The organism is Mycolicibacterium frederiksbergense, assembly GCF_012223425.1.
GTDB lineage: Bacteria > Actinomycetota > Actinomycetes > Mycobacteriales > Mycobacteriaceae > Mycobacterium > Mycobacterium frederiksbergense.
Genome location: NZ_CP038799.1, coordinates 4,055,924 through 4,082,521 on the forward strand (window position 1 = coordinate 4,055,924; position 26,598 = coordinate 4,082,521).

24 protein-coding genes are annotated in these 26,598 nt (G+C 68.1%); 16 read left to right on the top strand and 8 right to left on the bottom strand.

All coding sequences use genetic code 11. The features are described 5' to 3' along the window. Positions 1-6 precede the first annotated feature (6 nt). Entirely contained in the window at positions 7-396 is a 390-nt protein-coding gene (locus EXE63_RS22790) for a (deoxy)nucleoside triphosphate pyrophosphohydrolase (protein ID WP_168143799.1), read from the top strand. A 6-nt stretch (positions 397-402) separates the two neighbouring features. Here the strand turns inward: EXE63_RS22790 and EXE63_RS22795 are convergent, their stop codons facing one another. The 3 genes from EXE63_RS22795 to EXE63_RS22805 form a co-directional block, all read right to left on the bottom strand. After that, positions 403-747: a hypothetical protein gene (locus EXE63_RS22795; protein ID WP_168143800.1), complete on the bottom strand. Its 345-nt coding sequence runs from the start codon at positions 745-747 to the stop codon at positions 403-405. A 321-nt stretch (positions 748-1,068) separates the two neighbouring features. After that, complete coding sequence (locus EXE63_RS22800) at positions 1,069-1,335, bottom strand: FmdB family zinc ribbon protein (RefSeq protein ID WP_168143801.1); 267 nt, start codon at positions 1,333-1,335, stop codon at positions 1,069-1,071. 82 nt (positions 1,336-1,417) lie between these two features. Further along, on the bottom strand, positions 1,418-1,579 hold the full coding sequence (locus EXE63_RS22805; RefSeq protein WP_105365278.1) for a hypothetical protein: 162 nt from the start codon (positions 1,577-1,579) through the stop codon (positions 1,418-1,420). A gap of 55 nt (positions 1,580-1,634) precedes the next feature. Between EXE63_RS22805 and typA the strand changes: the two genes are divergently transcribed. Both typA and EXE63_RS22815 read left to right on the top strand, forming a co-directional pair. Then, the gene (gene typA, locus EXE63_RS22810) at positions 1,635-3,548 is read left to right on the top strand and encodes a translational GTPase TypA (protein WP_168143802.1); all 1,914 of its coding nucleotides are present in this window, start codon (positions 1,635-1,637) and stop codon (positions 3,546-3,548) included. Positions 3,549-3,577: 29 nt separating this feature from the next. Further along, positions 3,578-5,461 (top strand): ABC transporter family substrate-binding protein, encoded by a 1,884-nt coding sequence (locus tag EXE63_RS22815; protein ID WP_168143803.1) that lies wholly within the window; start codon positions 3,578-3,580, stop codon positions 5,459-5,461. On the opposite strand, the gene EXE63_RS22820 is transcribed toward EXE63_RS22815, so the two are convergent. After that, positions 5,448-6,683, bottom strand: a complete 1,236-nt coding sequence (locus tag EXE63_RS22820) for a chloride channel protein (RefSeq protein ID WP_234904239.1) — start codon at positions 6,681-6,683, stop codon at positions 5,448-5,450. The genes EXE63_RS22815 and EXE63_RS22820 overlap by 14 nt on opposite strands. A 17-nt stretch (positions 6,684-6,700) precedes the next feature. Here EXE63_RS22820 and mshB point away from each other — a divergent pair, with 17 nt between their 5' ends. Next, complete coding sequence (mshB, locus tag EXE63_RS22825; RefSeq protein ID WP_168143804.1) at positions 6,701-7,552, top strand: N-acetyl-1-D-myo-inositol-2-amino-2-deoxy-alpha-D-glucopyranoside deacetylase; 852 nt, start codon at positions 6,701-6,703, stop codon at positions 7,550-7,552. A gap of 88 nt (positions 7,553-7,640) precedes the next feature. Next, positions 7,641-8,090 (top strand): hypothetical protein, encoded by a 450-nt coding sequence (locus EXE63_RS22830; RefSeq protein WP_168143805.1) that lies wholly within the window; start codon positions 7,641-7,643, stop codon positions 8,088-8,090. Here EXE63_RS22830 and EXE63_RS22835 read toward each other — a convergent pair. Continuing rightward, the gene (locus EXE63_RS22835; protein ID WP_168140748.1) at positions 8,073-9,215 is read right to left on the bottom strand and encodes a hypothetical protein; all 1,143 of its coding nucleotides are present in this window, start codon (positions 9,213-9,215) and stop codon (positions 8,073-8,075) included. The two genes, EXE63_RS22830 and EXE63_RS22835, sit on opposite strands and share 18 nt — an antisense overlap. Positions 9,216-9,415: 200 nt before the next feature. Between EXE63_RS22835 and EXE63_RS22840 the strand changes: the two genes are divergently transcribed. The 4 genes from EXE63_RS22840 to EXE63_RS22855 all read left to right on the top strand — a co-directional run bounded on the left by EXE63_RS22840 (position 9,416) and on the right by EXE63_RS22855 (position 15,992). Then, positions 9,416-11,986 (top strand): bifunctional FO biosynthesis protein CofGH, encoded by a 2,571-nt coding sequence (locus EXE63_RS22840; RefSeq protein ID WP_168143806.1) that lies wholly within the window; start codon positions 9,416-9,418, stop codon positions 11,984-11,986. An 11-nt stretch (positions 11,987-11,997) separates the two neighbouring features. Then, positions 11,998-14,766, top strand: coding sequence for an AAA family ATPase (locus tag EXE63_RS22845; protein ID WP_168143807.1), 2,769 nt, complete (start codon positions 11,998-12,000; stop codon positions 14,764-14,766). 189 nt (positions 14,767-14,955) lie between these two features. Next, positions 14,956-15,372 carry a hypothetical protein gene (locus EXE63_RS22850; RefSeq protein WP_234904240.1) on the top strand — a complete coding sequence of 139 codons (417 nt, stop codon included), beginning with the start codon at positions 14,956-14,958 and terminating at the stop codon, positions 15,370-15,372. Between the two features lie 71 nt (positions 15,373-15,443). Next, positions 15,444-15,992: a YceI family protein gene (locus EXE63_RS22855; protein WP_168143808.1), complete on the top strand. Its 549-nt coding sequence runs from the start codon at positions 15,444-15,446 to the stop codon at positions 15,990-15,992. A 1-nt stretch (position 15,993) separates the two neighbouring features. On the opposite strand, the gene EXE63_RS22860 is transcribed toward EXE63_RS22855, so the two are convergent. Both EXE63_RS22860 and EXE63_RS22865 read right to left on the bottom strand, forming a co-directional pair. Beyond that, positions 15,994-18,012: an NADPH-dependent 2,4-dienoyl-CoA reductase gene (locus EXE63_RS22860; protein ID WP_168143809.1), complete on the bottom strand. Its 2,019-nt coding sequence runs from the start codon at positions 18,010-18,012 to the stop codon at positions 15,994-15,996. A gap of 32 nt (positions 18,013-18,044) precedes the next feature. Then, positions 18,045-18,602, bottom strand: coding sequence for a PadR family transcriptional regulator (locus tag EXE63_RS22865; RefSeq protein WP_168143810.1), 558 nt, complete (start codon positions 18,600-18,602; stop codon positions 18,045-18,047). Between the two features lie 263 nt (positions 18,603-18,865). On the opposite strand from EXE63_RS22865, the gene fdxA reads away from it, so the two are divergent. The 7 genes from fdxA (at position 18,866) to EXE63_RS22900 (ending at position 25,013) form a co-directional block, all read left to right on the top strand. Then, positions 18,866-19,186, top strand: a complete 321-nt coding sequence (gene fdxA / locus EXE63_RS22870) for a ferredoxin (protein ID WP_168143811.1) — start codon at positions 18,866-18,868, stop codon at positions 19,184-19,186. Then, complete coding sequence (dapC, locus tag EXE63_RS22875; protein ID WP_168143812.1) at positions 19,183-20,277, top strand: succinyldiaminopimelate transaminase; 1,095 nt, start codon at positions 19,183-19,185, stop codon at positions 20,275-20,277. Before fdxA ends, dapC begins: the two co-directional genes overlap by 4 nt. Positions 20,278-20,456: 179 nt before the next feature. Continuing rightward, positions 20,457-20,900 carry a nuclear transport factor 2 family protein gene (locus EXE63_RS22880; RefSeq protein WP_168143813.1) on the top strand — a complete coding sequence of 148 codons (444 nt, stop codon included), beginning with the start codon at positions 20,457-20,459 and terminating at the stop codon, positions 20,898-20,900. 5 nt (positions 20,901-20,905) lie between these two features. Further along, positions 20,906-22,111 (top strand): sulfotransferase family protein, encoded by a 1,206-nt coding sequence (locus EXE63_RS22885; RefSeq protein ID WP_168143814.1) that lies wholly within the window; start codon positions 20,906-20,908, stop codon positions 22,109-22,111. Continuing rightward, complete coding sequence (locus EXE63_RS22890; RefSeq protein WP_168143815.1) at positions 22,112-23,356, top strand: DUF1214 domain-containing protein; 1,245 nt, start codon at positions 22,112-22,114, stop codon at positions 23,354-23,356. Beyond that, positions 23,356-24,192, top strand: coding sequence for an oxidoreductase (locus EXE63_RS22895; RefSeq protein ID WP_168143816.1), 837 nt, complete (start codon positions 23,356-23,358; stop codon positions 24,190-24,192). The genes EXE63_RS22890 and EXE63_RS22895 overlap by 1 nt, the downstream gene beginning before the upstream one ends. 50 nt (positions 24,193-24,242) lie before the next feature. Then, entirely contained in the window at positions 24,243-25,013 is a 771-nt protein-coding gene (locus tag EXE63_RS22900) for a mycofactocin-coupled SDR family oxidoreductase (protein WP_234904628.1), read from the top strand. On the opposite strand, the gene EXE63_RS22905 is transcribed toward EXE63_RS22900, so the two are convergent. After that, entirely contained in the window at positions 25,010-26,566 is a 1,557-nt protein-coding gene (locus EXE63_RS22905; protein WP_168143818.1) for a PucR family transcriptional regulator, read from the bottom strand. The genes EXE63_RS22900 and EXE63_RS22905 overlap by 4 nt on opposite strands. Positions 26,567-26,598 lie beyond the last annotated feature (32 nt).

Here is a 26,598-nt window from a genome sequence, read left to right on the forward strand (position 1 = left end):
ACCGCGATGGCCGGGCAGATCGTCGTTGCGGGAGCGCTCATTTCACAGGGTGCATTGCTGGTCGCACAGCGAAAACGGCCACCCGAGCTGGCCGGCCTGTGGGAGTTGCCGGGCGGCAAGGTCGCCGCGGGAGAGAGCGACGCCGACGGGCTGGTTCGTGAGCTCCGTGAAGAACTCGGCATCGCGGTCACCGTCGGTGCGCGCGTCGGTGCGGACGTGGCACTGCCGAACGCGATGACATTGCGCGCCTACCTGGTCACCTGCGCCTCCGGCAGCCCGCTGCCACACGACCATCGTGCGTTGCGTTGGGTCCGCGCCCACGAATTGGACGACCTGGCATGGGTGCCGGCCGACCGCGGTTGGGTGCCGGATCTGGCTGCGGCACTGGCGTTCTGACTCCGTTTACCAGGCGCCGATGGGCGCGCCCTGGCGGAACTCTCCGTTGGCGCGGACGCCGAACGGGGCCGACGAGGTGCCCGGCACCGCGATCACGCTGTCGCGGACCTCGCCCTGGGCCATGACCCCGCCGCTGCCGGCGCGCCGGTTCTCGGCCCCGGCGCCGCGGGCGACACCCTGCCCCGACCGCCGGAGCGCGTTCTTGTCGACGAGGATCGCCTGGCGACTGGACACGTTGGGCCGGGGTGCGACCTCGGTGACCTCGGCGCTCGCGGTTGCTGCGCCGACGGTCACGAACGCCGCGGCGACGACGGCGGCCCCGATGCCGACAACGGTCAGCCTGGTGGCCATCCGGACAAGGCTCCGGCGGGCAGGAGCGTAGCGACCTGAGGAGTGGTTTCGGGTGGTCACAGGCATCGGCACAAACCCTTCGTCACAGCGGACCGCTCTGGTCGCTCGGTACATCGCGCAGGAGTGGCGAACGTTACCAATTGATTTCGGACGCAAGCGCTTTGGCGGCACCGTGCGCTGTGGAGGGTCATCCAAATCTATTGACGCATAGGTCAATTGAACGAAGCTGAGAGTTTTCGAAGACTTTGCGGGGCATGCGTGTCGGCAGCGGTCGGCGCGGTCCCACCCGTGCTGGTTATGGGCGGGGCTGCACGGATCGTGCTAGTACCGCAGGCGGTCGCCGACCACGCGCACCGGCTGGCCGCGGTGGCCCGCCGTGTAGATCGGGTGCAACAGCGCCGGATGCCGGCAGTGCGGGCAGGACGCCTGCGGGTCCTTGGCCGAAGACAGCGTCAGATGGTGACATGCGGCACACCGCACCACGTACGCGGCGCCGAACCAGTTCAGTAATCCGAGATAGATCGCCGCTGTCGCAGCCAGTGCCAGCACCACGATCACCGCCACTGTGAGTACCTGATAAACCGTCATGATCGATACCTCCAAGAACGTCCGACGGGTACCTCAACGGTACGCCCGCCACGGCGTCAGCGACAGGTATCGACCCAGGTCATTACGTCTTTCGGGCGAGTTTGTACACCTTCTCCAGGTCCTTGCCCCGCATTCCGTTGTGCGCGGCCTTCTGCACCTTGTGCAACACCAGCGGACACTTCTTGCAGCGCGGCTTGCTGCGGCAACACTTCTTCTTCGGCTTGGCCGACAGCAGCTTCTTCACTCACGCCTTCCGCAGAAATCGGTCGTTTTCGTGATCGGGTGCCCACACTGCGACAATGCCCTACGTGGATTCTCGCCCGAACTTTCGCAACGTAGCCATCGTCGCGCACGTCGATCACGGTAAGACAACCCTGGTCGATGCAATGCTGCGGCAGTCCGGTGCGTTGTCGCACCGCGGTGATGATGCCATCGAACGTCTGATGGACTCCGGTGACCTTGAGAAGGAAAAGGGCATCACCATCCTGGCCAAGAACACCGCGGTGCACCGCCGGAACCCCGACGGGTCCATGACCGTCATCAACGTCATCGACACCCCGGGCCACGCCGACTTCGGTGGCGAGGTGGAGCGCGGCCTGTCCATGGTCGATGGTGTCGTGCTGCTGGTCGACGCGTCTGAGGGCCCGCTGCCGCAGACCCGCTTCGTGCTGCGCAAGGCGCTCGCCGCGCACCTGCCGGTGATCGTGGTCGTCAACAAGACCGACCGCCCGGATGCGCGGATCGCCGAGGTCGTCTCCGAGAGCCATGACCTGCTGCTCGATGTCGCCTCCGACCTCGACGACGAAGCCCAGAACGCCGCAGAATTCGCTCTCGGACTGCCGGTCCTGTACGCCTCGGGGCGTGCGGGCATCGCCAGCACCACCGAGCCCGCCAACGGCGAGAACCCCGACGGGGAAAATCTCGACCCGCTGTTCGACGTCCTGCTGGAGCACATCCCGCCGCCGCAGGGCGATCCGGAGGCACCCCTGCAGGCGCTGGTGACCAACCTCGACGCGTCGGCGTTCCTGGGCCGTCTCGCGCTGGTCCGTATCTACAAGGGCAAGCTGAAGAAGGGCCAGCAGGTGGCCTGGATGCGTGAGGTGGACGGCCATCCCGTCATCACCAACGCCAAGATCACCGAACTGCTCGTCACCGTCGGCGTGGAGCGGACGAGCACCGACGAAGCCGTCGCCGGTGACATCGTGGCCGTCGCGGGCATGCCCGAGATCATGATCGGCGACACCCTGGCCGATATCGAGCACGCCCATGCACTCCCGCGTATCACCGTCGACGAGCCCGCGATCTCGGTCACCATCGGCACCAACACCTCGCCGCTGGCCGGCAAGGTGTCCGGGCACAAGCTGACCGCGCGCATGGTGAAGAGCCGCTTGGACGCCGAACTGGTCGGCAACGTGTCGATCAAGGTGGTCGACATCGGTCGTCCGGACGCCTGGGAAGTCCAGGGCCGTGGCGAGCTCGCGCTGGCCATCCTGGTCGAGCAGATGCGCCGCGAAGGCTTCGAGCTGACCGTCGGCAAGCCGCAGGTGGTCACCCAGACCATCGACGGCAAGCTGCACGAGCCGTTCGAGGCGATGACCATCGACACCCCGGAAGAGTTCGTCGGTGCCATCACCCAGCTGATGGCCGCCCGCAAGGGCCGCATGGAGGACATGACCAACCATGCCGCCGGGTGGGTCCGGATGGACTTCATCGTGCCCAGCCGTGGCCTGATCGGTTTCCGCACCGACTTCCTGACGATCACCCGCGGCACCGGCATAGCCAACGCGGTGTTCGAGGGGTACCGCCCCTGGGCGGGCGAGATCCGGGCCCGCCACACCGGCTCGCTGGTCTCGGACCGCTCCGGCAAGATCACGCCGTTCGCCATGACCCAGCTCGCCGATCGCGGGCAGTTCTTCGTCGAGCCCGGCCAGGACACCTACGAGGGTCAGGTCGTGGGCATCAACCCGCGTGCCGAGGACCTCGACATCAACGCCACCAAGGAAAAGAAGCTGACCAACATGCGGTCCTCGACCGCCGACGTCTTCGAGACGCTGGCTCGTCCGCTGGAGCTCGGCCTGGAGCAGGCCATGGAGTTCTGCGCCGAGGACGAGTGCGTCGAGGTCACCCCGGAGATCGTGCGGGTGCGCAAACTCGAGCTCACTGCCAGCCTGCGGGCCCGGGCGAAGTCGCGCGCCAAGCAGCAGAACTCCTGAGATTGCGCCGGCCCGATACCCTGAATCTCGTGCCGTCAGCCCGACACCGCTTCTTCGTGCCCGTGGCAGCGCTGTCGGCGCTGGTTCTGGCCGGTTGCACGGTCAGCCCGCCGCCCGCGCCGCAGAGCACCGAGACGGTGTCGACGCCGCCGCCCGCACCGGCCAAGGCCATGCAGATCATCATGGCCATCGACGCGATCGGTGCCGGGTTCAATCCGCATCTGCTGTCCGATCAGTCCCCGGTGAACGCCGCGATCTCGTCTCTGGTGCTGCCGAGTTCGTTCCGCCCGATCTCGGATGCGGCGACGCTGACCGGATCGCGGTGGGAGATGGACCCCACCCTGCTGGTATCGGCTGAGGTGACCGACGAGAACCCGTTCACCGTCACCTACAAGATCCGGCCGGAGGCGGCATGGACCGACAACGCGCCGATCGGCGCCGACGATTACTGGTACCTGTGGCGCCAGATGGTCAGTCACCCCGGGGTGGTCGACCCCGCCGGCTATGACCTCATCACCGGCGTGCAGTCGGTGGAGGGCGGTAAGACCGCGGTCGTCACCTTCTCCCAGCCCTACCCGGCGTGGCGGGAGCTGTTCAACGACATCCTGCCCGCCCATATCGTCAAGGACGTACCCGGCGGTTTCGGCGCCGGGCTGGCCCGGGCGCTGCCGGTCACCGGCGGCCAGTTCCGGGTGGACAACATCGACCCGCAGCGCGACGAGATCCTGCTCGCCCGCAACGACCGCTACTGGGGTGAGCCGGCGAAACCGGATCAGATCCTCTTCCGTCGCGCCGGATCGCCTGCCGCGCTGGCTGATTCGATCCGCAACGGGGACACCCAGGTGGCCCAGGTGCACGGCGGGCAGGCGGCCTTCGCGCAACTGTCGGCCATCCCGGATGTGCGCACCGACCGCATCGTCGGGCCGCGCGTCATGCAGTTGACGCTGCGCGCCCAGCAGCCGGCCCTGACCGATCTGCGGGTCCGCAAGGCGCTGTTCGGTCTGCTCGACGTCGATCTGCTGGCCGCCGTCGGCGCCGGATCCGACAACACGGTGACCCTGGCGCAGGCGCAGGTGCGCTCACCGTCGGATCCCGGGTACGTGCCGACCGCACCGCCGGCCATCACGTCGGAGGCGGCGCTCGGTCTGCTCGCCGATGCCGGCTACCAGGTGCAGCCGGTGGAGACACCGCAGACGACGACACCCGGAACCCCCGGGCCGGACGAGGCGCGCGGCCAGATCATCAAAGACGGTGAGTCACTGAAAATCGTCCTCGGGGTGGCCGCCAACGATCCGACGTCGATCGCGGTGGCCAACACCGCCGCCGACCAGCTGCGCAATGTCGGCATCACCGCGTCGGTGTCCGCGCTGGATCCGGTGACCCTGTACGGCGAGGCCATGATCGACAACTCCATCGACGCGGTGGTCGGATGGCACAGTGCCGGAGGCGATCTGGCGACCTCGCTGGCATCGCGCTACGGCTGTCCCGCGTTGGAGGCAACCCCGGTGTCCACCGTGACACCCGCACCCAGCGTCACCGCCACCACCTCGCCGCCGCGGACGTCGAGCACCGTCACGTCCGCGCCGCCGGCGTCGACTCCGACCACCACGGGCACCGAGGCCCCCGAATCCCCGGAGAGCACCGGGGAATTGGTGCAGGCGCCCAGTAACCTCACCGGGATCTGTGATCGCAGCATCCAACCGAGAATCGATGCGGCGCTGCGCGGCACCGAGGAGATCGACAAGGTGATCGACGTCGTCGAGCCCCGGCTATGGGATCTGTCCACGGTGCTGCCGATCCTGCAGGACACCACGATCGTCGCGGCCGCCCCGCGGGTGGCCGGGGTCAGCCTGACCGGTCCGGTACCGGTCGGGATCGTCGGCGATGCCGGGGCCTGGGTCAAGCAGCCCTGACGGTTCTGCGCCAGATCTCATGGGCGGCATAGGCGGCGATCGCGAACACCGCGAGTAGCCACACCGGGGGATGTGCGAGTTCCCAGACGAACAGCGCCGCAAACGCCGGCGCGCGCTGGGTGATCGCGAGAACCCCGGCGGCACAGGTGAGTGCGACCGCAGCGACGTTGACGTGCAGGTCGGTGAACTCGTTGAGCGCCAGTGCGGCAACCGATCCCGCCGCGGCGCCGGTCGCCAGGGCCGGGGTGAGCAACCCGCCCACCGCGCCGGCCCGCAGAAACAGTGCCGTCAGTACCGGCTTGAGCGCCAGGATGGCCAGCGCCGCGGTGATGGTCAGGTCACTGTCGACGCTGACCACCAGGATGCTATGGCCGTTGCCGGGCAGCTCCGGCCACCAGATGGAGCAGATCCCGGTGAGCAGGCCGGCCGCGGCGATCCCGGGGATCAGCACCCAGGAGGCGGACGGGGCCTTGCTGGTCGCGGTGATCCGGTTGAACGCGATGCCGACGCCGACCGCCAGCGGCGCGATGACCACAGCGAGTCCGACGAACAGATAGGACAGGCTCGCGTCCGGCCAGCGCAACGAGTTCTCCAGATGCGTGACCGGAGAGGCCACCGCGACACCGAGACTCGAGGTGATCAGGGCGGTGCCGACGACCCGCGGATGCCAGCTGTGCAGCAGGATGCTGATGCTGAACAGGGCGCCGCCCAGCGGCACGCCGTACACCGCCCCGAGCCCGGCACCGGCCGCGCAGCACAGCAGGATCTCCCGGTCGCGTGCCGTCAGGGCCCACCGCGATATCGCCGCATCGCCGAAGACCGCGGCCAGCTGCCGCGGTGCGCCCTCGCGCCCCAGCGATGCGCCGGCGCCCACGACGAGGACCTGCAGGCCGGCGTCGATCGCCATCGACACCCGGGGCAGCGGCCGGTGTGCGGCGATGGTGGCCGACAGTTTCGGGACGGCCGCGTGCCGGCGCAGCAGCCACCAGCCCAGACCGGCCAGCGCGCCACCGACCATCGGGCCGACGGCGCGACGGATGTGGCCGCTGTCATCGACGCCGTCCAGCAGACTGCCGAAACTGTAGTGATAGGTCAGGTGCTCGATGCCGTGCAGCAGCAGCGTCGTCGCGATACCGGCGACCCCGGCGAGCAGACCGATCGCGATCACCGCGCAGCCGAATTCCAGTGCTCGACGCCCGTTTCTCGCGTCCGCTGGCGACACACGGTAAACCTAGGGGAGTGGAGACACCGCGGCTACTTTTTGTCCATGCTCATCCCGACGACGAATCGCTGACCACCGGCGCGACCATCGCGCACTACGCCGCTCAGGGCGCCGAGGTGCGGGTGATCACCTGCACCATGGGCGAGGAAGGCGAGGTGATCGGCGAGCGCTGGGCCGGTCTCGCGGTCGACGCGGCCGACCAGCTCGGCGGGTACCGGGTCACCGAGCTCACCGCGGCGCTGGCCGAGCTCGGTGCGGGAGAACCGCACTATCTGGGCGGGGCCGGACGCTGGCGGGACTCCGGGATGCCGGGGACACCGGCGCGGCACCGCCAGCGTTTCGTGGACGCGCCGCTGGACGAGCCCGTCGCCGAACTGGTGACCGTCATCCAGGAGTTCCGGCCGCACGTGGTGGTCGGCTACGACCCCAACGGTGGGTACGGCCATCCCGACCACATCCGGGTCCACGAGCTCAGCACCGCCGCGGTGGCCGCCTGTTCCGAACTGTCCTGGCCGGTGCCGAAGTTCTACTGGACGGTGATGGCGGCGTCCGGGTTCGTCGATGGCTTCCGCAATATCGGCGACCCCCCACCGGACTGGGTCGTGATCAAGGCCGAGGACTTCTCGTTCGCGTTCCCCGATGACCGCGTCGACGCGGTCATCGACGCGTCGGCGCAGTTGCCGGCGAAGGCCGCCGCGCTGAGAGCGCACGCCACTCAGGTCACCGTGGCGCCCGACGGCCGGTCGATGGCGCTGTCCAACAAGATCGCGTTGCCGCTGTGGGGTGTCGAGCACTACGTGCTGGCCGCCGGGGAACGCGGCGTCGACGGTATCGAGACCGATCTATTGGCCGGGCTGAATCTGCGATAGTGGGGCGCGGAGGCGGTAAGGTCTGCGACATGGACCCGGATTTGGATCCCAACCTGCAGCATCAACAGGACCGCGCCGACAACCTTCAGTGGGTGATCGGCTCCTTGGTCGCGCTGCTCGACAGCATCCCGACCTGACAGCGGAACATCCCGACGGGCCGGCCTGGCTGCCGCCCGTCGTCCTTTCGGTGCTCGCCGTCGACGGCGTGTTGTCCGCTCTGGCGGCGGCCTTTCTGCTGCCGCTGCGGCTTGGTTCGGTTCCGTTTCCGATCAGCATGCTCATCAGCGGTGCGGTGAACGCCGCCCTGGTGTGGGCGGCATTGCACTGGACCACGTCGACGCGGGTCGCCGCGCTGCCGTTGTGGACCTGGTTGATCACCGTGCTCGCGTTGACCTTCGGCGGCCCGGGCAGTGACCTGGTGTTCGGCGGCGTCGGCGTGATGGCCTACGCGGTCCTGTTGCTCATCGTGGTCGGGGCGCTGCCCGCCGCCGCGGTGCTGCGATCGGCGCGACGCGGCGGGCTACTCGTCGGAGCCTGAGCCCGCGTCCTTCTTGGTGTCGGGCTTCGTATCGGGCTTGGTGTCAGGTTTCGTGTCGGGCTTGGTCTCTGGCTTGTCGTCCGGGTCGCTGTCGGCTTTCGGATCCGGCTTGAGGTCGTCGGTCTCGGTATCCGGCTTCTCGATCCCTGCCTCGGCGTCGACGTCGGCTTTGTCCTCGACGTCGGTCTTGTCCTCGAGGTCCACGTCCTGCTCGGCATCCTCGTCGGTGAGGCCTTCGTCGTCCTTCGGGTCTTCGACGTCCTGCAGGTCTTCGTCCTCTTTCGGGTCGACGTCGGCGGGCGGCGTCTCGAACGGCTGGGCAGGCTCGATGTCCTCGGGTGCGGTGTCGATGGGCGTCTGGACGGGCTCCTCGGCCGAGGGCGTCGACGTTTCTTCGGCGGTGCCCTCATCGGCCGGCGCGGTGCCGACCCCCGCGGCGACCTGTACCGCGGTGCGCGCGCCGGTCAGCTCCACAGCTGCGGTCTGGGTTGTCGTCAGCAGGCCGCCACCAATCGGCGGGATCGGTGGCAGTGGCGGCAGCCAGAACGCCAACTGATCGTTCGCGAAGTAGATGAACGAGTTGATGGTGTCCACGGCGACGTTACGCAGCCCTTGCGCGAAGGACACCGATCCGCCGATCCAGTCGGCGATGTTGAAGGTGATGCTGCGGACGATGCGCTCGCCCAGGTAGTAGAAGATCATGATCTGCGGGGAGAGCCAGCCCACCCAGGGAACCCAGCCCACCGCGTAGGCGGCCACCTCGAAGCCCCACTCCACCCAGGGCTCGACGGCGTTGTAGATGTTCTTGATACCGCTGCTCAGGGAGTTGCCGACAACGACCGGCGGAAACTGCGGGCTGGGAAACGATGCCGACGAACTCGGCGGCACGACGATGCGCTGTACGAAGTCGGTGAGAAGGCTCGGAAGGTCGGCCACCGATGCGGTGGCGAGCGGCGTGACCGCGGCGCTCAACTGCACGGGTTGCGCGACGACTCGCACCAGCGGGGATGCTGAGGTGGGGGCCGGGTGATGGCCGGGTTCGGCAACCGACGGGGCGGCGGCGATGGCTACGGCCGAAACGGCGGCAACGGCTGTGGTGAGGCTAGAGCGAACCGAAAATTCCATGGCACCAGCACCTCCGATTGAGATGTATCGGACATCAATTTACGGGACCGGCAGTTGTTTGAGGGCCTATTCGACAGCGGAAGGGACGTGGCTCGCGTCGCGCAGCTCGTGGACAGCTATCGTGACCCTTATGCCAGGCGCAGCTGTTTCAGATAGTGAGACGCGCGGATGATCCGCGTCCATGCCGGGGTTACACGGGAGTGGCTCTGAACCCCCAGCACGGCTCCGATCTGCCCAGCCCGGTGGTCCCGCCGAAGTCCAACCCGTCCGCCCTGCGGCGCGTACTGCGCCGCGCCCGCGACGGCGTCGCCCTGAACGTGGACGAAGCCGCCATCGCGATGACCGCACGCGGCGAGGATCTGGCCGACCTGTGCACCAGTGCGGCCCGGGTGCGTGACGCCGGTCTGGAATCCGCCGGCCGCCGCGGCGCCACCGGCAGGCTGCCGGTCAGCTACTCACGCAAGGTCTTCATCCCGGTGACCCACCTGTGCCGGGACACCTGCCATTACTGCACGTTCGTGACGGTGCCCGGCAAGTTGCGCGCCGAGGGCAAGGGCATGTTCATGGAGCCCGACGAGATCCTCGAGGTGGCCCGCCAGGGCGCCGAGCTGGGCTGCAAGGAAGCGCTTTTCACCCTCGGTGATCGTCCCGAGGCGCGCTGGCCGGAAGCCAAGCAGTGGCTCGATGAACGCGGGTACGATTCCACCCTCGATTACGTCCGCGCGATGGCCATCCGGGTGCTCGAGGAGACCGGGCTGCTGCCCCACCTCAACCCCGGTGTCATGAGCTGGACCGAGCTGTCGCGGCTGAAACCCGTTGCGCCGTCCATGGGCATGATGCTGGAGACGACATCGCGACGGCTGTTCGAGACCAAGGGCCTGGCTCACTACGGCAGCCCGGACAAGGATCCCGAAGTTCGGCTGCGCACCCTGGACGACGCGGGCCGGCTGTCGGTCCCGTTCACCACCGGCCTGCTGGTCGGTATCGGTGAGACGCTGGTCGAGCGTGCCGAGACCATGCATGCGATCCGCAAGTCGCACAAGGCGTTCGGTCATGTCCAGGAAGTCATTGTGCAGAACTTCCGGGCCAAGGATCACACCGCGATGGCCGCGGTGCCCGACGCCGGGATCGAGGACTTTCTGGCCACCATCGCGGTGACCCGGCTGGTGCTGGGTCCCAAGATGCGCATCCAGGCGCCGCCGAATCTGGTGTCCCGGCAGGAATGCCTGGCGCTGATCGGTGCCGGTGTGGACGACTGGGGTGGCGTGTCGCCGCTGACCCCCGACCATGTCAACCCGGAGCGGCCGTGGCCGAACCTCGACGACTTGGCCTCGGTGACCGCGGCCGCGGGATACGACCTGGTGCAGCGGCTCACCGCGCAACCGCAGTACGTCCAGGCCGGTGCGGCCTGGATCGATCCCCGGGTCCGGGGGCATGTCGATGCGCTGGCCGACCCCGACACCGGTTTGGCGCGCGATGTCAATCCGCAGGGCCGGCCGTGGCAGGAGCCCGACGAGGCATCCGAGTCCCTGGGCCGGACCGATCTGCATGAGGCGATCGATTCCGAGGGCCGTCTCACCGAGACCCGCAGCGATCTCGACAGCGCGTTCGGTGACTGGGAGTCCATCCGGGAGAAGGTGTCCGAGCTTGCGGCCCGTGCCCCCGAGCGGATCGACACCGATGTGCTGGCCGCCTTGCGCGCGGCCGAACGCAATCCCGGCGGGTGCAGCGACGACGAGTACCTGGCGCTGGCCACTGCCGACGGTCCCGCGCTGGATGCCGTTGCCGCACTGGCCGACTCGCTGCGCCGCGACGCCGTCGGCGACGACGTCACCTACGTGGTGAACCGCAACATCAACTTCACCAACATCTGCTACACCGGCTGCCGGTTCTGCGCGTTCGCGCAGCGCAAGGGCGATGCCGACGCGTTCTCCCTGTCCACCGAAGAGGTCGCCGAGCGGGCCTGGCAGGCCCATGTCGTCGGCGCCACCGAGGTCTGCATGCAGGGCGGGATCGATCCCGAGCTACCGGTCACCGGCTACGTCGACCTGGTGCGCGCGGTGAAGGCCCGGGTGCCCTCGATGCATGTGCACGCGTTCTCTCCGATGGAGATCTCCAACGGCGTCACCCGCAGCGGACTGTCATTGCGGGAGTGGCTGACCAGCCTGCGCGAGGCCGGGTTGGGCTCGATCCCGGGCACCGCGGCGGAGATCCTCGATGACGAGGTGCGCTGGGTGCTGACCAAGGGCAAGTTGCCCACCTCGGAATGGATCGACGTGATCAGCACCGCCCACGAGGTCGGGCTGCGATCGTCGTCGACGATGATGTACGGCCACGTCGACACCCCCAAGCACTGGGTGGGGCACATCAATGTGCTGCGCGGTATCCAGGACCGCACCGGCGGATTCACCGAGTTCGTGCCGCTGCCGTTCGTGCACCAGTCCAGCCCGCTGTACCTGGCCGGTGGCGCGCGTCCGGGCCCGACCCACCGCGACAACCGCGCGGTGCATGCGCTGGCGCGGATCATGCTGCACGGCAGGATCTCCCACATCCAGACCAGCTGGGTGAAGCTGGGTATCGAGCGCACTCGGGTGATGCTCAACGGTGGTGCCAACGATCTGGGCGGAACGCTGATGGAGGAGACCATCTCGCGGATGGCGGGCTCGGAAAACGGGTCATCGAAGTCGGTCGAGGAATTGACGGCGATCGCCGAGGGCATCGGCCGTCCGGCCCGGCAGCGCACCACCACCTACACGCCGCTGGCCGCCTGAGCTCGTCGGCCATGTCGACCGGGCTGCGCGGCCGAGACCGTGATCGCACAGTCCTGGACAACCTGACTGCGCAAGCACGTACCGGCAGCGGCCAGGTGCTGGTCCTGCGCGGTGAAGCCGGTGTCGGCAAAACCGCACTCCTGGAGTATGTTTCGGAGCAGGCGACTGGCTTCAGTGCGATGAGGGTGGCCGGCATCCAGGAAGACATGGAACTGGCATACGCCGGCCTGCAGCAGCTGTGTCTACCTCTGACGGGTTATCTCGACGTGTTGCCGCAACCGCAGCGCGAGGCGTTGGACGTCGCGTTCGGCTACGGCACCGGCCCGGCCCCCGATCGGTTCCTGGTGGGCCTGGCGGTGCTGAGCCTGATGGCCGCGGCCTCCGCGGAACGTCCGCTGCTGTGCATCGTCGACGACGCCCAGTGGCTGGACCAGGTGTCGGTGCAGACGCTGGCCTTTGTGGCGCGCCGACTGCTGGCCGAGAGGGTCGCCATGGTGTTCGCCGTCCGGGACGGCTACCCCGATGTGCTGGCCGGTCTGCCCGACCACAGCGTGGGCGTGTTGTCCGACCCAGCAGCGCGCGAACTTCTGGAATCGGTGCTGATCGGCGGGATCGATCCGCTGGTCCGCGATCGGATCGTCGCGGAGACCCGCGGCCTGCCACTGGCGATCCTGGATGTGCCGCGCAGCGTCTCGGCGGCCGAGTTGGCCGGCGGATTCTGGATCTCCGGCCGACGCTCCTCGACCACGGCGATCGAGGATGGTTTCGTCGCGCGGATCCAGGCGCTGCCGCCGGATACCCGGCAGCTGCTGCTGGTCGCCGCCGCCGAGCCGGTGGGCGACGCTGCGCTGTTTCTGCGCGCCGCTGCCCAGCTGGGTGTGCCGATCGACGCGCTTGCCCAGGCTGAGGCCGCCGGCCTCATCGAATTCGGGCCCCGCATGCGATTTCAGCATCCGCTGATGCGCTCGGCTGCCTACCGCGCGGCCGACCTCGCACAGCGCCGGGCCGTCCATCGGGCGCTTGCTGCGGCGACGGACGCGCACGCCGATCCCGACCGGCGGGCCTGGCATGCGGCCAACGCGGCGACGGGTCCCGACGACGCGGTGGCCGCCGAACTGGAGGTCTCCGCGGACCGGGCTCAGAATCGGGGCGGCATGGCCGCCGCGGCAGCATTTCTGGAGCGCGCAACCGTGCTCACGATGGATCCGCAACTACGGGGATCTCGGGCCATCGCGGCCGCGCAGGCCAAACGTGAGGCGGCCGCGCCGGACGCGGCCTATGCGCTGTTGTCGATCGCGGAGTCGGCGCCGCTCACCGCGCTGCAGCAGGCTCTGGTGGCCCGGATGCGGGCGCAGATGGACTTCGTACGCAGCAGGGCGGGAGCGGCGGGTGCCCCCACGGTCGGCGAGGCCAGTGCTCAGTTGCTCGGCGCGGCGCGGCGACTTGAGAACCTCGACGACGAGCTGGCCAGGGAGACCTACCTCGAGGCGTTGACGGCCGCGATGTATGCCGGACGCCTCGGTGCGCCGAGCCTGCTGTGGGAGGTGGCCTCGGCGGGTGCCGGCGCGGTCGGGCGGGTCACCGATGTGCAGCGGCCGATCGACTATTTGCTCCGGGGTATGGCGGCGCGCATCATCGACGGTCCCGGCGCCGGAGCCGGCGATCTGCGGGCGGCGCTGGAACTGTGGAATGCTGCAGCGCAGCAGAATCCGGGCGGATGGCTGTACTGGCCGTTCCCGATCGCGCAGGAATCCGCCGCCCACGAGATGTGGGATGACCAGGTGCTGGAACGCATCGCCACCGGCATCCTGCGCCGGGCCCGAGATGCCGGTGCACTGGCCGCGCTGCCACCGGCACTCGGTTATCGGGCCGGCGTTCACTTCTACCGCGGTGAGTTCGCTTCTGCGGCAAGACTGATCGATGAGTCGGCATCCATCACCGCGGCCATGGGCAGCGCGCCGGTGCGCTATCACTCGTTGACGCTGGCGGCCTGGAGCGGCGCGCCCGCGGCAGCGGTCGGCATCGTCGAGTCGGCCGAAGCCGACGGCGCGGCACGAGGTGAGGGGCGACTGCTCGGTCTGGCCGCGTTCTGCAGCGCCGTCCTCTACAACGGGCTGGGTCGTTACGAGGAGGCGCTGACGGCGGCGCGCCGCGGGTGTGAATACGAGGATCTCGGCTTTCACAGCTGGTGCCTGTACGAACTGATCGAAGCCGCCGCCCACACCGGTGACCGGGACAGCGCCGCCGACGCGCTGCCGAGGCTGCAGGAACGTGCGGGTGCCAGTGGGACGGACTGGGGGCTGGGGGCGGTGGCGGCGGCGCAGGCCCTGTTGGCCGATGACGCCGTGGCCGAGGCCAAGTTCGTGGAGGCGATCGAGCGGCTCGAACGGGCCGACATCGCGCTGCACCTGTCCCGGGCCCGGCTGTCCTACGGGGAGTGGCTGCGCCGGGCGAACCGCCGCAACGACGCCCGCACCCAGCTCGGTGCCGCCCACGACACCTTCACCAACATGGGTGCGCAGGGATTCGCCGAAAGGGCGCGCCGCGAACTGGTGGCGACGGGGGAAAAGGTGCGCAAGCAACCCCTGAAATCCGGTGACGGGCTGACGGCCCAGGAAGCGCAGATCGCCGGCCTGGCCCGCGACGGCCTGACCAATTCCGAGATCGGCGCGCAGTTGTTCATCAGCGCCCACACCGTGGAGTGGCATCTGCGCAAGGTGTTCGTGAAGCTGGGCATCACGTCGCGCCGGCAGCTGCGCACCCTGTCCTGGGCGGAATGACCCAGGAGGTCGACCGATTCGCCGGTGGCGTGGAACAGTGTAGGCTGGCCTAACTGTCTGGGCGTGAAATTGGTTGTGCCCTTTTGTCTTTCGCATGACTGCCACAGTCGGTATCTTGGGTTGTCGCCGAGCCCGGGAGTGTCATGAACACCATTGCAGGAATTCCTGCCCATCCCTGTTGGTGCACGGGTGGTGGCGCTGGCGCCGTTGACGGCGCTGCTCCTGATCCTTTGTGCGTTCTGGGCAGGGGCGCGCCGACGGCTGGTGTGGTTGGTGTTGGCGCTGGCGTGTGTGGTCGCGGCGCTCACGCCGATCACGGCGTCGGCGGGGCAGTGGCTCTACGACCGGGAAAGCGAGCACCGTCCGATCCTTGAGCTGCATCAGGAGCGCGGCGAATGGATGATCTACTTCGCGGTCGGACTGCTCGTCGTGGCGACCCTGCAGGTTGTCCAGCACCTGATGGAGTCGCGGACCGAGAAACCGGGCAGGGCGCTCCCGGTGGTCGCGGCGGTTCTCGCCGTGGTCGTCGGCGTGTCGTCATTGGTCGGCGTAGTGCTGATCGGGCATTCGGGAGCGGAAGCGAAGTGGGGCACCATCGCGGAATGAAATCGGACCATAGTCCGTTTACTCTTGGTGAGGGTGTCGGGAAGGCCGCACCCGCCGAGCAAGGAGATGTCATGACCGCAGCAGTAGCCACCGACCTGACCGTAGGCACCTGGGCGCTGGACCCAGTGCATTCCTCGGTCAATTTTTCGGTTCGCCACCTGGTGGTGAGCAAGGTCCGCGGTACGTTCGACACCTTCGAAGGCGCCATCACGGTGGCCGCGGACGGCACCCCGTCGGTGACCGCCACCATCGACATCAACTCGGTGAACACCCGCAACGAGCAGCGTGACGCCCACCTGAAGGCCGCCGACTTCTTCGACGCCGAGCAGTTCCCGACCGCGTCCTTCGTTTCCACCGCGGTGCGCGCCGACGGTGAGGACTATGTGCTCGACGGTGACTTCACCCTCAAGGGTGTCACCAAGCCGGTCTCGCTGAAGCTGGAGTTCCATGGCGTTAATCCCGGCATGGGGCATGGCGAGGTCGCCGGGTTTGAAGCCTCGGTGGTGTTGAACCGCAAGGACTTCGGCATCGACATCGACATGCCGCTGGAGACCGGAGGCGCCGTGGTCGGCGACAAGGTCACCATCACCCTGGAGATCGAGGCGCTCAAGCAGGCCTGAGCTACAGCTTGGCGGCCAGCTCGGTGCCCTGGCGGATCGCGCGCTTGGCATCGAGCTCGGCCGCCACGGCCGCCCCGCCGATGACGTGCGCGGTGATCCCGCGCGCCCGCAACTCGTCATCGAGCCCGCGCACCGACTCCTGGCCCGCGCAGATGACAACATTGTCGACGGCCAGCAGGCGCGCCCCGGTCCGGTCGGATCCGAAGCTGATGTGCAAGCCGTCGTCGTCGATGCGCTCGTAGTTGACTCCGGAAAGTTGCTGCACGCCTTTGGCTTTCAGCGACGCCCGATGCACCCAGCCGGAGGTCTTGCCGAGGCCGCGGCCCTGTGCGCCCTTGGTCCGCTGCAGCAGGAACACCTCGCGGACCGGCGGCAGCGGGATCGGCGTCGTCAGTGCACCGCGGACCGTCGGCGCATCCTGGGGGTCCAGCGCGCCCCATTCGGCCTGCCATTCCTTGCGGTTCAGGGTGGGGGACTGGCCGGTGACCAGGAACTCGCTGACATCGAACCCGATACCGCCCGCACCGATGACCGCCACCGAATCGCCGACGGCGGCACCGGAAAGTACCTGGGCGTAGGAGAGCACCTTCGGATGGTCGATACCGGGGATGGCCGGTATGCGTGGTGTCACACCGGTGGCGAGCACGACATCGTCGTAGCCGGCGAGATCGTCCACCGTGGCCCGGGTGCCCAGGCGTACGTCGACGCGGTTCACCTCCAGCATGCGCGTGTAGTAGCGGACCGTCTCGTTGAATTCCTCTTTGCCGGGAACCCGTCGGGCCAGGTCGAATTGGCCACCGATGGTGGCGCCCGCCTCGAAGAGGGTGACACGGTGCCCGCGCTGGGCGGCGGCCACCGCGGCCGACAGCCCGGCCGGGCCGGCGCCCACGACGGCCACCGATCGTGCGTGCCGGGTCGGGCCGAGCACCAGGGTCGTCTCGTGTCCCGCGCGTGGATTGAGCAGACACGACACCGTCTTGTGCACGAAGGCATGGTCCAGGCAGGCCTGGTTGCAGGCGATGCAGGTGTTGATCTGATCGGCGGCGTCCTCGGAGGCCTTGCGCACCCAGTCCGGGTCGCTCAGCAGCGGCCGGGCCATCGAGATCAACTGCACGCCGGTGTCGGTGAGGATCTGCTCGGCAGCTTCGGGCATGTTGATCCGGTTGGAGGCCACCACCGGAACGTCGACATGTTCGGCGAGTGCACCGCTGATATCGACGAAGGCGCTGTTGGGCACCGAGGTGACGATGGTCGGCACCCGGGCCTCGTGCCAGCCGATGCCGGTGTTGAGAATGGTGGCGCCGGCAGCCTCGATTTCTTTTGCCAGAGAGACGATTTCGTCCCAGGTCTGGCCGTCCTCGACATAGTCGGCCAGTGATATCCGGTAGACGATGATGAAATCCGCCCCGACGGCCTCGCGTACCCTACGCACGATCTCGACGGGGAAGCGCCGCCGCTTCTGCGGTGTGCCGCCCCAGCCGTCCGTGCGCTTGTTGGTGCGCGGCGCCAGGAACTGGTTGATCAGATACCCTTCGCTGCCCATAATCTCCACGCCGTCGTATCCGGCCGCGCGGGCCAGCAGCGCGGCACGCACGAAATCGTCGATGGTGCCCCCGACATCGCGCAACGCACGCGGCCGGAACGGGTTGATCGGCGCCTTGATCGAGGATGCGCTGACCGAAAGCGGATGGTAGGCATAGCGTCCGGCGTGCAGGATCTGCAGCGTGATCTTGCCGCCCTCGTCGTGGACGGCGGCGGTGATCCGGCGATGCCGTCGCGCATCGGCCGCGGAGAGCATCTCGGCGGCGAACGGCAGCAGCCAACCGGTCCGGTTCGGGGCGTACCCGCCGGTGATGATGAGGCCGACGCCGCCGCGGGCGCGCTCGGCGAAGTAGGCGGCCAGCTTGTCGGTGTCGCGAGCGCGATCCTCCAGGCCGGTGTGCATCGAGCCCATGATCACCCGATTGCGCAGGGTGGTGAAACCCAGATCCAACGGGGACAACAGATTCGGGTAATTCACAAGACCTCCAAGGCCGACCGGGCTTTGAGAACTCACAGTGCCTCCAGTACTTCGGAAAGCCACTCGATGGCGCCCTCTTCGGCGCGGATACCGCCGCGCAGCACCAGGTACTGATGCAGCTCGGAGCCGGCCAGGCCGGCGGGGTTGGGGAACTGCTCTTTCTCGAATCCGCGATAGGCGTCCAGCAGTGCGGCTCGTTCGGCCCGCAACTGAAGGGCCTGCGCCCGGATGGCGGCGGCATCGCCGTAGCCGGCGGCCCGGATCTTGACGGCCAGGTCGCGGGTGCGGTTGTCGGCCGTCGAACCAGGAGCGGCGCTGCCTCTGGTCTTGAGCGGTTCGGCGATCCAGCGGGCGAGTTCGGCCCGTCCGGCCGGTGTCACGGAGTGCACCTTCTTGTCGGGGCGACCATGCTGTTCGACCTCACGGACGCGTACCCAGCCGTCGTCCTCCATGGCACGCAGCGTGCGGTAGATCTGCTGATGGGTGGCGGACCAGAAATAGCCGATGGACCGGTCGAAGCGGCGGGCGAGCTCATAGCCCGAACTCGTCTGTTCGCACAGGGACACCAGGATGGCGTGCGGGAGTGCCATGGCCGCAGCGTATGCGGAACCGATGGTCCTATGCAACAAGGTGCACTGCAGTGTGCATAGTGCGTGGCTACTAGGCGGGTTGTATCTGCAACGGCTAGTATCAGCAAACGCGCCACCCATTGAGGGCGGCGCGCGAAGTTAGGGCACACTGAGACGCACGTCCAGTTACGGGCCATTCATACTGGCCCGCGGGACGCTCGCTCACGACTCCCGACCCAGAACTGAAAACCCGACCAGCAGCCCACTGGACAGGAGAGACATCAGTGACGTACACGATTGCCGAACCCTGCGTCGACGTGAAAGACAAGGCATGCATCGAGGAATGCCCTGTCGATTGCATCTATGAGGGTGCACGCATGCTGTACATCCACCCGGATGAATGCGTCGACTGCGGCGCATGCGAACCGGTGTGCCCGGTCGAGGCCATCTACTACGAAGATGACGTCCCCGATCAGTGGAGCAACTACACACAGATCAACGCGGACTTCTTCAGCGAGCTCGGCTCCCCGGGCGGCGCGTCGAAGGTCGGTCAGACCGACAACGATCCGCAGATCATCAAGGATCTCGAACCCAAGGGCGAGTGAACTCACCTAAATCGACGTCACTGCCAGTGTTCCCGTGGGACACCCTGGCAGACGTCACTGCCACCGCGCGCGCTCATCCCGAGGGCATCGTCGACCTGTCGGTCGGCACCCCCGTGGATGATGTCGCCCCGGTGATTCGTGCGGCGCTGGCGGACGCGAGCGCCACCCCGGGGTACCCGACCACCGCGGGCACACCCGAACTGCGCGCATCGATCCATGCTGCGCTGGAACGCCGATTCGGTATCACCGATGTGGCTCCGGCCGCGGTGCTGCCGGTCATCGGCACCAAGGAGCTCATCGCCTGGCTGCCGACGCTGTTGGGTCTGGGATCCGATGACACCGTGGTGATCCCGGAGTTGGCGTACCCCACCTATGACGTGGGTGCCCGGCTGGCCGGAGCCCGGGTGCTCGCCGCGGATTCGCTGACCCAGATAGGCCCGCAGACACCGGCGCTGGTGTTCCTGAACTCGCCGAGCAATCCCTCGGGCAAGGTGCTCGGTGTCGACCACCTGCGCAAGGTGGTGGGCTGGGCCCGCGAGCGTGGCGTACTGATCGCCTCCGACGAGTGCTATCTCGGGTTGGCCTGGGATGCCCAGCCGCTGTCGGTGCTGCATCCGTCGGTGTGCGACGGCGACCACACCGGTCTGCTGGCCATTCACTCGTTGTCCAAGACATCCTCGCTGGCGGGTTACCGGGCCGGCTTCGTGGCGGGTGATCCCGCCGTGGTGGCCGAACTGCTGGCGGTGCGCAAGCACGCCGGGATGATGGTGCCCGGGCCCATTCAGGCGGCCATGGTCGCGGCGCTGGACGATGACGACCACATCGCGGTGCAACGCGAGCGTTACGCCCAGCGGCGTGCGGTGCTGCTGCCCGCACTACGCGGCGCAGGCTTCACCGTCGACCACTCCGAGGCGGGGCTGTACCTGTGGGCGACCCGCGGCGAGCCCTGCCGGGACACCCTGGCCTGGCTGGCGCAGCGCGGAATCCTGGTGGCGCCCGGCGAGTTCTACGGCCCGGCCGGCGCCCAGCACGTGCGGGTGGCGCTCACGGCGACCGACGAACGGATCGCCGCCGCGGCGGCGCGGCTCTGAACCCTGCGCCGAGCGGCCGGCTATGGCACGTGGATCGGCCGTCTGGCGTGTGACAACTGGCCACCGGGCAGTGTGAGCTCAGGCCGTTGACATCACGCGGCTGGACTGGTTAGTTCTCGAAAGACCGTAATTCCGGTCAGCTCTGCCAACTTCGGTTCGATGAGGAGCCAGCTGCCGACATGTCTGCCAGCGCGCGCCAGATCGAGAACCTGCTGTACACCTACGCCGAGCGCATCGACGCCGGCGACCTGGATGGTGTGGCCGAACTTTTCGCGCACGGCCGGATCTGCGGAGTGGAGGACGGCCCGCCCGAGACGGTGTTCAGCGGAACCGAACGCGTCCGGCAGATGTATGACATGGCGACCCGGCTGTACGAGGACGGCACCCCGAAAACCAAGCATCTGACCAGCAATGCGCGCATCGAGGTCGACGAGGTGGCGGGAACCGCGCGGAGTCGGTCCAATTACCTGGTCACCCAGGCGACACCGGACCTGCCGCTGCAGGTCATCGTGACCGGCCACTACCGCGACACCTTCCACCGGGTCGACGGTCGATGGTGGTTCGACACCCGGACCATGTTCATCGATCAGGTCGGCGATGTCAGCCACCACCTGAAGTTCTGACCGCCGTGCCCCGAGGTTCACCGTTCGACGCGGCAGACCTCATGGCGGCCGCCCGGGGCAAGGAACGGCTGGACGATTGGGGGCCGCTGGCGTTCGAGACACCGCTCGCGGTGCTGGCCGGCAGTTACGCCGAAGCGGACCTCAACCAGATCGGGGAACACCTGCTGCGGTCGGGGCTGGTGCACGGCCTGCGGATGCGATTGCGTGCGCAGGAATGGATCCGGCGACATCCCGAGATTCTCTCCGAGACGATCCTCGCTCCGATCGTGGTGGTCGGGATGATGCGCAGTGGAACAACGCTGCTGCAACGATTGCTGGCCGCCGACCCGCGCTTTCACTGCGCCTACGGCTGGGAGGTGGTGGAGGTTGGCCCGAAGCTGGACTACCGGTGGTCGGGGCCCGAGGATCCCCGCATCCTGATCAGTGCGGCGCGCGAGGCGAAATCGCGGGAGATGGCACCGGAACTGTTCGCGATCCACCCCATGTACGCTCGCGAGCCCGAAGAGGAGATCGTCTTCCTGTCGGATGCTTTTCTGTCCCATGTGCCGGAGTCGGGCGCCCACCTGCCCACCTACCGGTCCTGGATCGACGGGCAGGACTTCACCCCCGCCTATGAGCACCTGTACCGGATGCTGCAGTTCCTGCAGTGGCAGAAGCGCCAGGCCGGCCGGGCGGATTCGGGCACCGCCCGGCGGTGGGTGCTGAAAACGCCCGCGCACCTGGGCTATCTCGATACGCTGCGGGCCCGGTTCCCCGATCTGCATCTGGTGCACATGCACCGTGATCCGCGCGACACCATCCCCTCCGGTGCGAGCCTGAACGCCACATTGCATGCCATGCACGCCGACCGCGTCGATCCGGCGCGGGTCGGAGCCCAATGGCTGGCCCGGATGGGCTGGACCAACGATCGCGCCATGGCGGTCCGGGACGGCTGGGTCGACGAGGACGTGCGTGTCACCGATGTCGACTTCGGCACCGCGGTGGCCGATCCGATCGGACAGGTGTCCCGGGTGTACGACGCGATCGGTGAACCGCTGACCGCCGACGCCGAGCGCGCGATGCGGCGCTGGTTGGCCGAACGCCCCCGCGAGACGGCGCGACCGTCATACACGGCCGCCGACTACGGACTCAGCGGCGCCGAGATCGACGAGCGGTTCACGGCCTACAACAGACGCTTCCGCGGCGCCGTCCCATCCACCCGAGGAGAATGAATGCCCGAACACCCGGTGGCCACGACGGCCCAACACGAACAGGAGCTCGCGGCGCTGAACCTGCTGGAGCATCCGACGGTGCAAGCCGCCTACCGCAGTGTCGCCGAGACCTGGCTCGGGCGGGCCAAGGCCTCCGAAGCGATGCGGGCACGCTTTGACGACGCGTTCGCAGAGGTGATGTTCTCGGCGGCGGTATGGTCGTCCAACCAGGACACGCTGCGACCGAAGGTCAGCTGCATCACCCGGCTGGCACACCCCGTGCAGGGTCGTGCGATACCCGGATCACGCTGGGGCATCGACAATCCCGACAGCGTGTACCGGGTGATCCCGATCTCCGGTGACGAGCGCTACGAGATCCACGGGCGCGTCGGGCACAACCGGATGACGGAGAACTACTTCACGCTGTGGGACGCGAACATGGGCACTGTCGCCGTGCTCAACGGCCGCACCATGGAGGTCGACCCCGACGGGTCGTTCACCATCACCGTCGACGCCGATCCTGCGGGCGGCCGGCCCAATCACGTGCAATCCACCCCCGAAGCGCACGAGTTCTACATCCGTGACGTCCTGCTGAACTGGGACCGCGACGATCCGAATCACCTTTCCGTGCAACGGCTCGGCGGGCCACCCGCACGACCGGCCCGCACGCTCGACGAGCAGGCCGACGCCACCGCCGACATGATGGCGCATTTCGCGAACTTCACCGGCAAGCTCAGCCACGGGATCTACAAGATGGCGCCCAACGAGTTCAACCTCGCCTGGTCGGCCGACAAGGTCGGCGCGATGCGCAATCAGGTGTATGTCATGGGCCGTTTCGATCTCGGCCCCGGCGAGGCGTTCGTCGTCGACGTCGGCGACGGTGGCGCCGAGTACTTCACCGTTCCGCTGAGCAACATCTGGGGGACCACGCTCGAACTCGTCGACCGGACGGGGAGTCTGAACAAGGCGCAGTCGACGCCCAACGACGACGGCTCCTACACCTACGTCATCGCCCCGACCGATCCCGGCGTCGCCAACTGGATCGACTCCGACGGCCTGGACGAGGGCATCCTGACGCTGCGGATGGCCGAGTTCGGCGAGGAAGGACCCAAAGAGGACCTCGGCGCGCGCGGGCGGGTGGTGAAGCTCGACCACCTCGAACGTGAAGTCCCGACGCTGCGCCGGGTGACCGCGCAGGAACGGGCCACCGAACTCGCCGAGCGCCGTGCGGCGTATCTGCGCCGCCTACCCGAGGGGACCGCCTGATGGCCCGCTGGCTGATCACCGGATGCTCCACCGGCATCGGTCGCGAGATCGCCCGCGCCGCACTGGAGGCCGGGCACTACGTGGTCGTCACCGCACGGCGCGCGGAGGCAGTCGCCGACCTGGTCGGCACGTTCGGTGATCGCGCCGTGGCCGTCGCCCTGGACGTCACCGACAAGGATCAGATCGCCGCGGCGGTCGCGGCGGCCGACGACGCATTCGGCGGTGTCGATGTCCTGGTCAACAACGCGGGCTACGGCTACATGTCGGCGGTCGAAGAAGGTGACGACGCCGAGGTGCGGAAACTGTTCGACACCAACTACTTCGGAGTGGTGGACACCATCAAGGCGGTGCTGCCGGCCATGCGGGCACGCAAATCCGGCCACATCGTCAACATCTCGTCGATGACCGGTCTGGTGGCCAACCCGCCCAACGCGTACTACTCCTCGACCAAGTTCGCCCTGGAGGCGCTCACCGAGGCACTCGCACAGGAGGTCGCGCCGCTGGGGATCAAGGTCACCGCCATCGAACCCGGTGCCTTCCGTACCGACTGGGCGCGGCGCTCCATGCAGGAATCCGGCACTCCGATCGGTGATTACGAAGAGGGCGTGGGAACACGCAAGACACTGATCAAGGAGTTCGCCGACCACCTGCCGGGTGACCCGCGCAAGGTCGCCGAGGCGGTGCTGACGGTGACGACGCTGGAGGAACCGCCGCTGCGCCTGCTGCTCGGGCGTGATGTGCTCAAGGCGGTGCGGCACAAGATCGCTGCGCTGTCTGCGTCCATCGACGAGTGGGAAGCCGTGACCAAGGACGTCGACTTCCCGAAGGGCACCTAGTGGCCCGGCACGCGGGCAAGGTGGCTTTCATCACCGGCGCGGCCCGGGGGATGGGCCGTGCGCACGCCGTGAAGCTCGCCGGGGAAGGGGCCGACATCATCGCGCTGGATGTCTGCGGGTCCTTCGAGTCGACCGATTACCCGGGATCCAGCGCCGATGACCTGGCGATGACGGTGCACCTCGTCGAGAACCAGGGACGCCGGATCATCGCCCGCCAAGCCGACGTCCGCGATCCCGACGCGGTGGCCCAGGTGGTCGCCGCGGGCGTCGCGGAGTTCGGGCGCATCGACATCGTCATCGCGAATGCCGGCATCATCCGGCTGACGGAGTCCGACAACCGCGCGCAGGTCTTCAAGGACGTCGTCGATGTGAACCTGACCGGCGCGTGGAACACGGTCGAGGCTGCGCTCCCGACGATGATCGCCGGTGAGCGGGGCGGGGCGATCGTGCTGGCGAGTTCGACAGCCGGTATCCGAGCCTCCGGTACCGACCGCCCCGGGCTGCAGGCCTACGCGGCATCCAAACGCGGGCTGGTGGCCCTGATGCAGGGCTGGGCCAGTGACCTTGCGCGGCATTCGATCCGGGTGAACACCATCCACCCCTCGGGTGTGGCGACCGACATGATCATCAACGAGACCACCATCGGCTTGGCGCAGGAGGCCGACCCGTGGTTGGGCACCCAGCGCAACGCGCTGCCCATAGCGTTGTTGCAGCCCGAGCAGATCGCCAACGCGGTGGCGTGGTTGGTGTCCGAGGAGGCCGAGTTCATCACCGGTGTGGCGTGGCCGCTGGACGCGGGGTTCGGCATCCGGACGTACTAACGGGTGGCGCGCAGGCTCAGCGTAAGCAGCAGGCGCAGTTCGGCATCGTCCAATGACGCGGCGATGAGCTTCTCGATGCGGCGCACCCGGTAGCGCACCGTGTTCGGATGGACGTGTAGGTGCTCGGCGACCGCAGCGATGTCGCCAAAGCAGTCCAGGTACGCCGCCAGCGTGTCCGCCAGCATCGGCTGGGTGTCACGCAGTTGCCGTATGCGGGGGTCCACCAGGCGCCCGTCGGCCTGGATCAACGACACGATCTCGTCGAGCAGAACGGTGGTGCGGGCGTCATCGAGTGAGGAGACCTGGGCGATGGCCCCCGGGTGGCGCTGTGCGCTGTGAAACACCCTGTCCACCTGGGTGCGGGCGGGCGCGATATCGGCGAGTCCGGTCAGCGGCGCCGCGATCACGGCGTGCACGGTCAGCCCCATCTCGCGCTGCAGCGCGGCCACCACGCCCCGCACCCAGGATGTCACCGATCCCGGCGCGCCGATCTTCGGGAACACCACATAGACCCGGCCGTCGTCGGCGGTCACCTGCGCGTCGGCGCGGAAAGCGCCGGCGCTCAGTGCCAGCACATCCGGCGGGGCGCCCGCGAATGCCACCAGTGCGGCGCGGGCGTCTGCGGTGATGCCCAGGCCTCCGGCGACGGCCGCCACGTCGACCTCGGTGCCGGCCATGCCGAGTAGTTCGCGCACCAGGACCGTGTGGGTGGAGGGTGTCGCCGCCAGCCGGGACATGATCCGGGCCGCCAGCACGGCTGCGCCGCGCAGCACGTCCTCGACGTCATCGGCCAACGGTTGCGAACCTTGTTGTAACCAAATGGTTCCGGCGAACTCGGCCGCCCGCCGGCCATCCGGTGACCGACGATGCACGCCGACGGCGAGTCGGGGGCGCAGGCCGAGTTCGGGCCGCGCGTCGACACGGACGACATCGGTGGACGCGCGTAGCGCATCGAATACACCCCACTGCCCGAGCCATTCGAGGTGCGCGGCGGGCCCGGCCCGGCCCATGATGGACAGTCGGCGCAATTCGTCGGCCTCGTCATTGGAGGCCGAGTAGGCCAGCACGTGGGATGCCGTGTCCTCGATGCTCACCATGCCGCGGGTGCGTTCGGCGATCGACTGGGCGAGCCCGAACAGATCGGTGCCCGAATCCGACAGTGGATCGGCGCGGTCCCCGTGGTGTTCGAAGACGTGATTGACCAATCGGAACAGCCGTTCCCAGCGAGCGCGGGGTTCGACGGCCACCACGGCGACCCCGGTTGCGGTGGCCCGGGCGACGACCGACGGGTGCGGTTCCTTGACGAAGATCGCGACCGGTTGACGCGCCTGCCCAGCGAGCCAGTCGATCGCATCCGCCGGGCTGATGCCGAGCAGGAAGAACACATCCGCTGCGCCGGCCGCGGCCGCCAGGCCCAAGCGCACGTCGTCGGTGTCGAGCAATGCTGCCGAGGCCACCGGCAGGTCCAGCCCGCGCGGGGCTTCGATGAGGTTGACCAGGGTGGTGTCCAACGCCAGCAGGAGCCGGCCGAGGCCGACACCGGTTTCCACCATGTTGTCGGATCCTACTAGCTCGCGCTTTGATG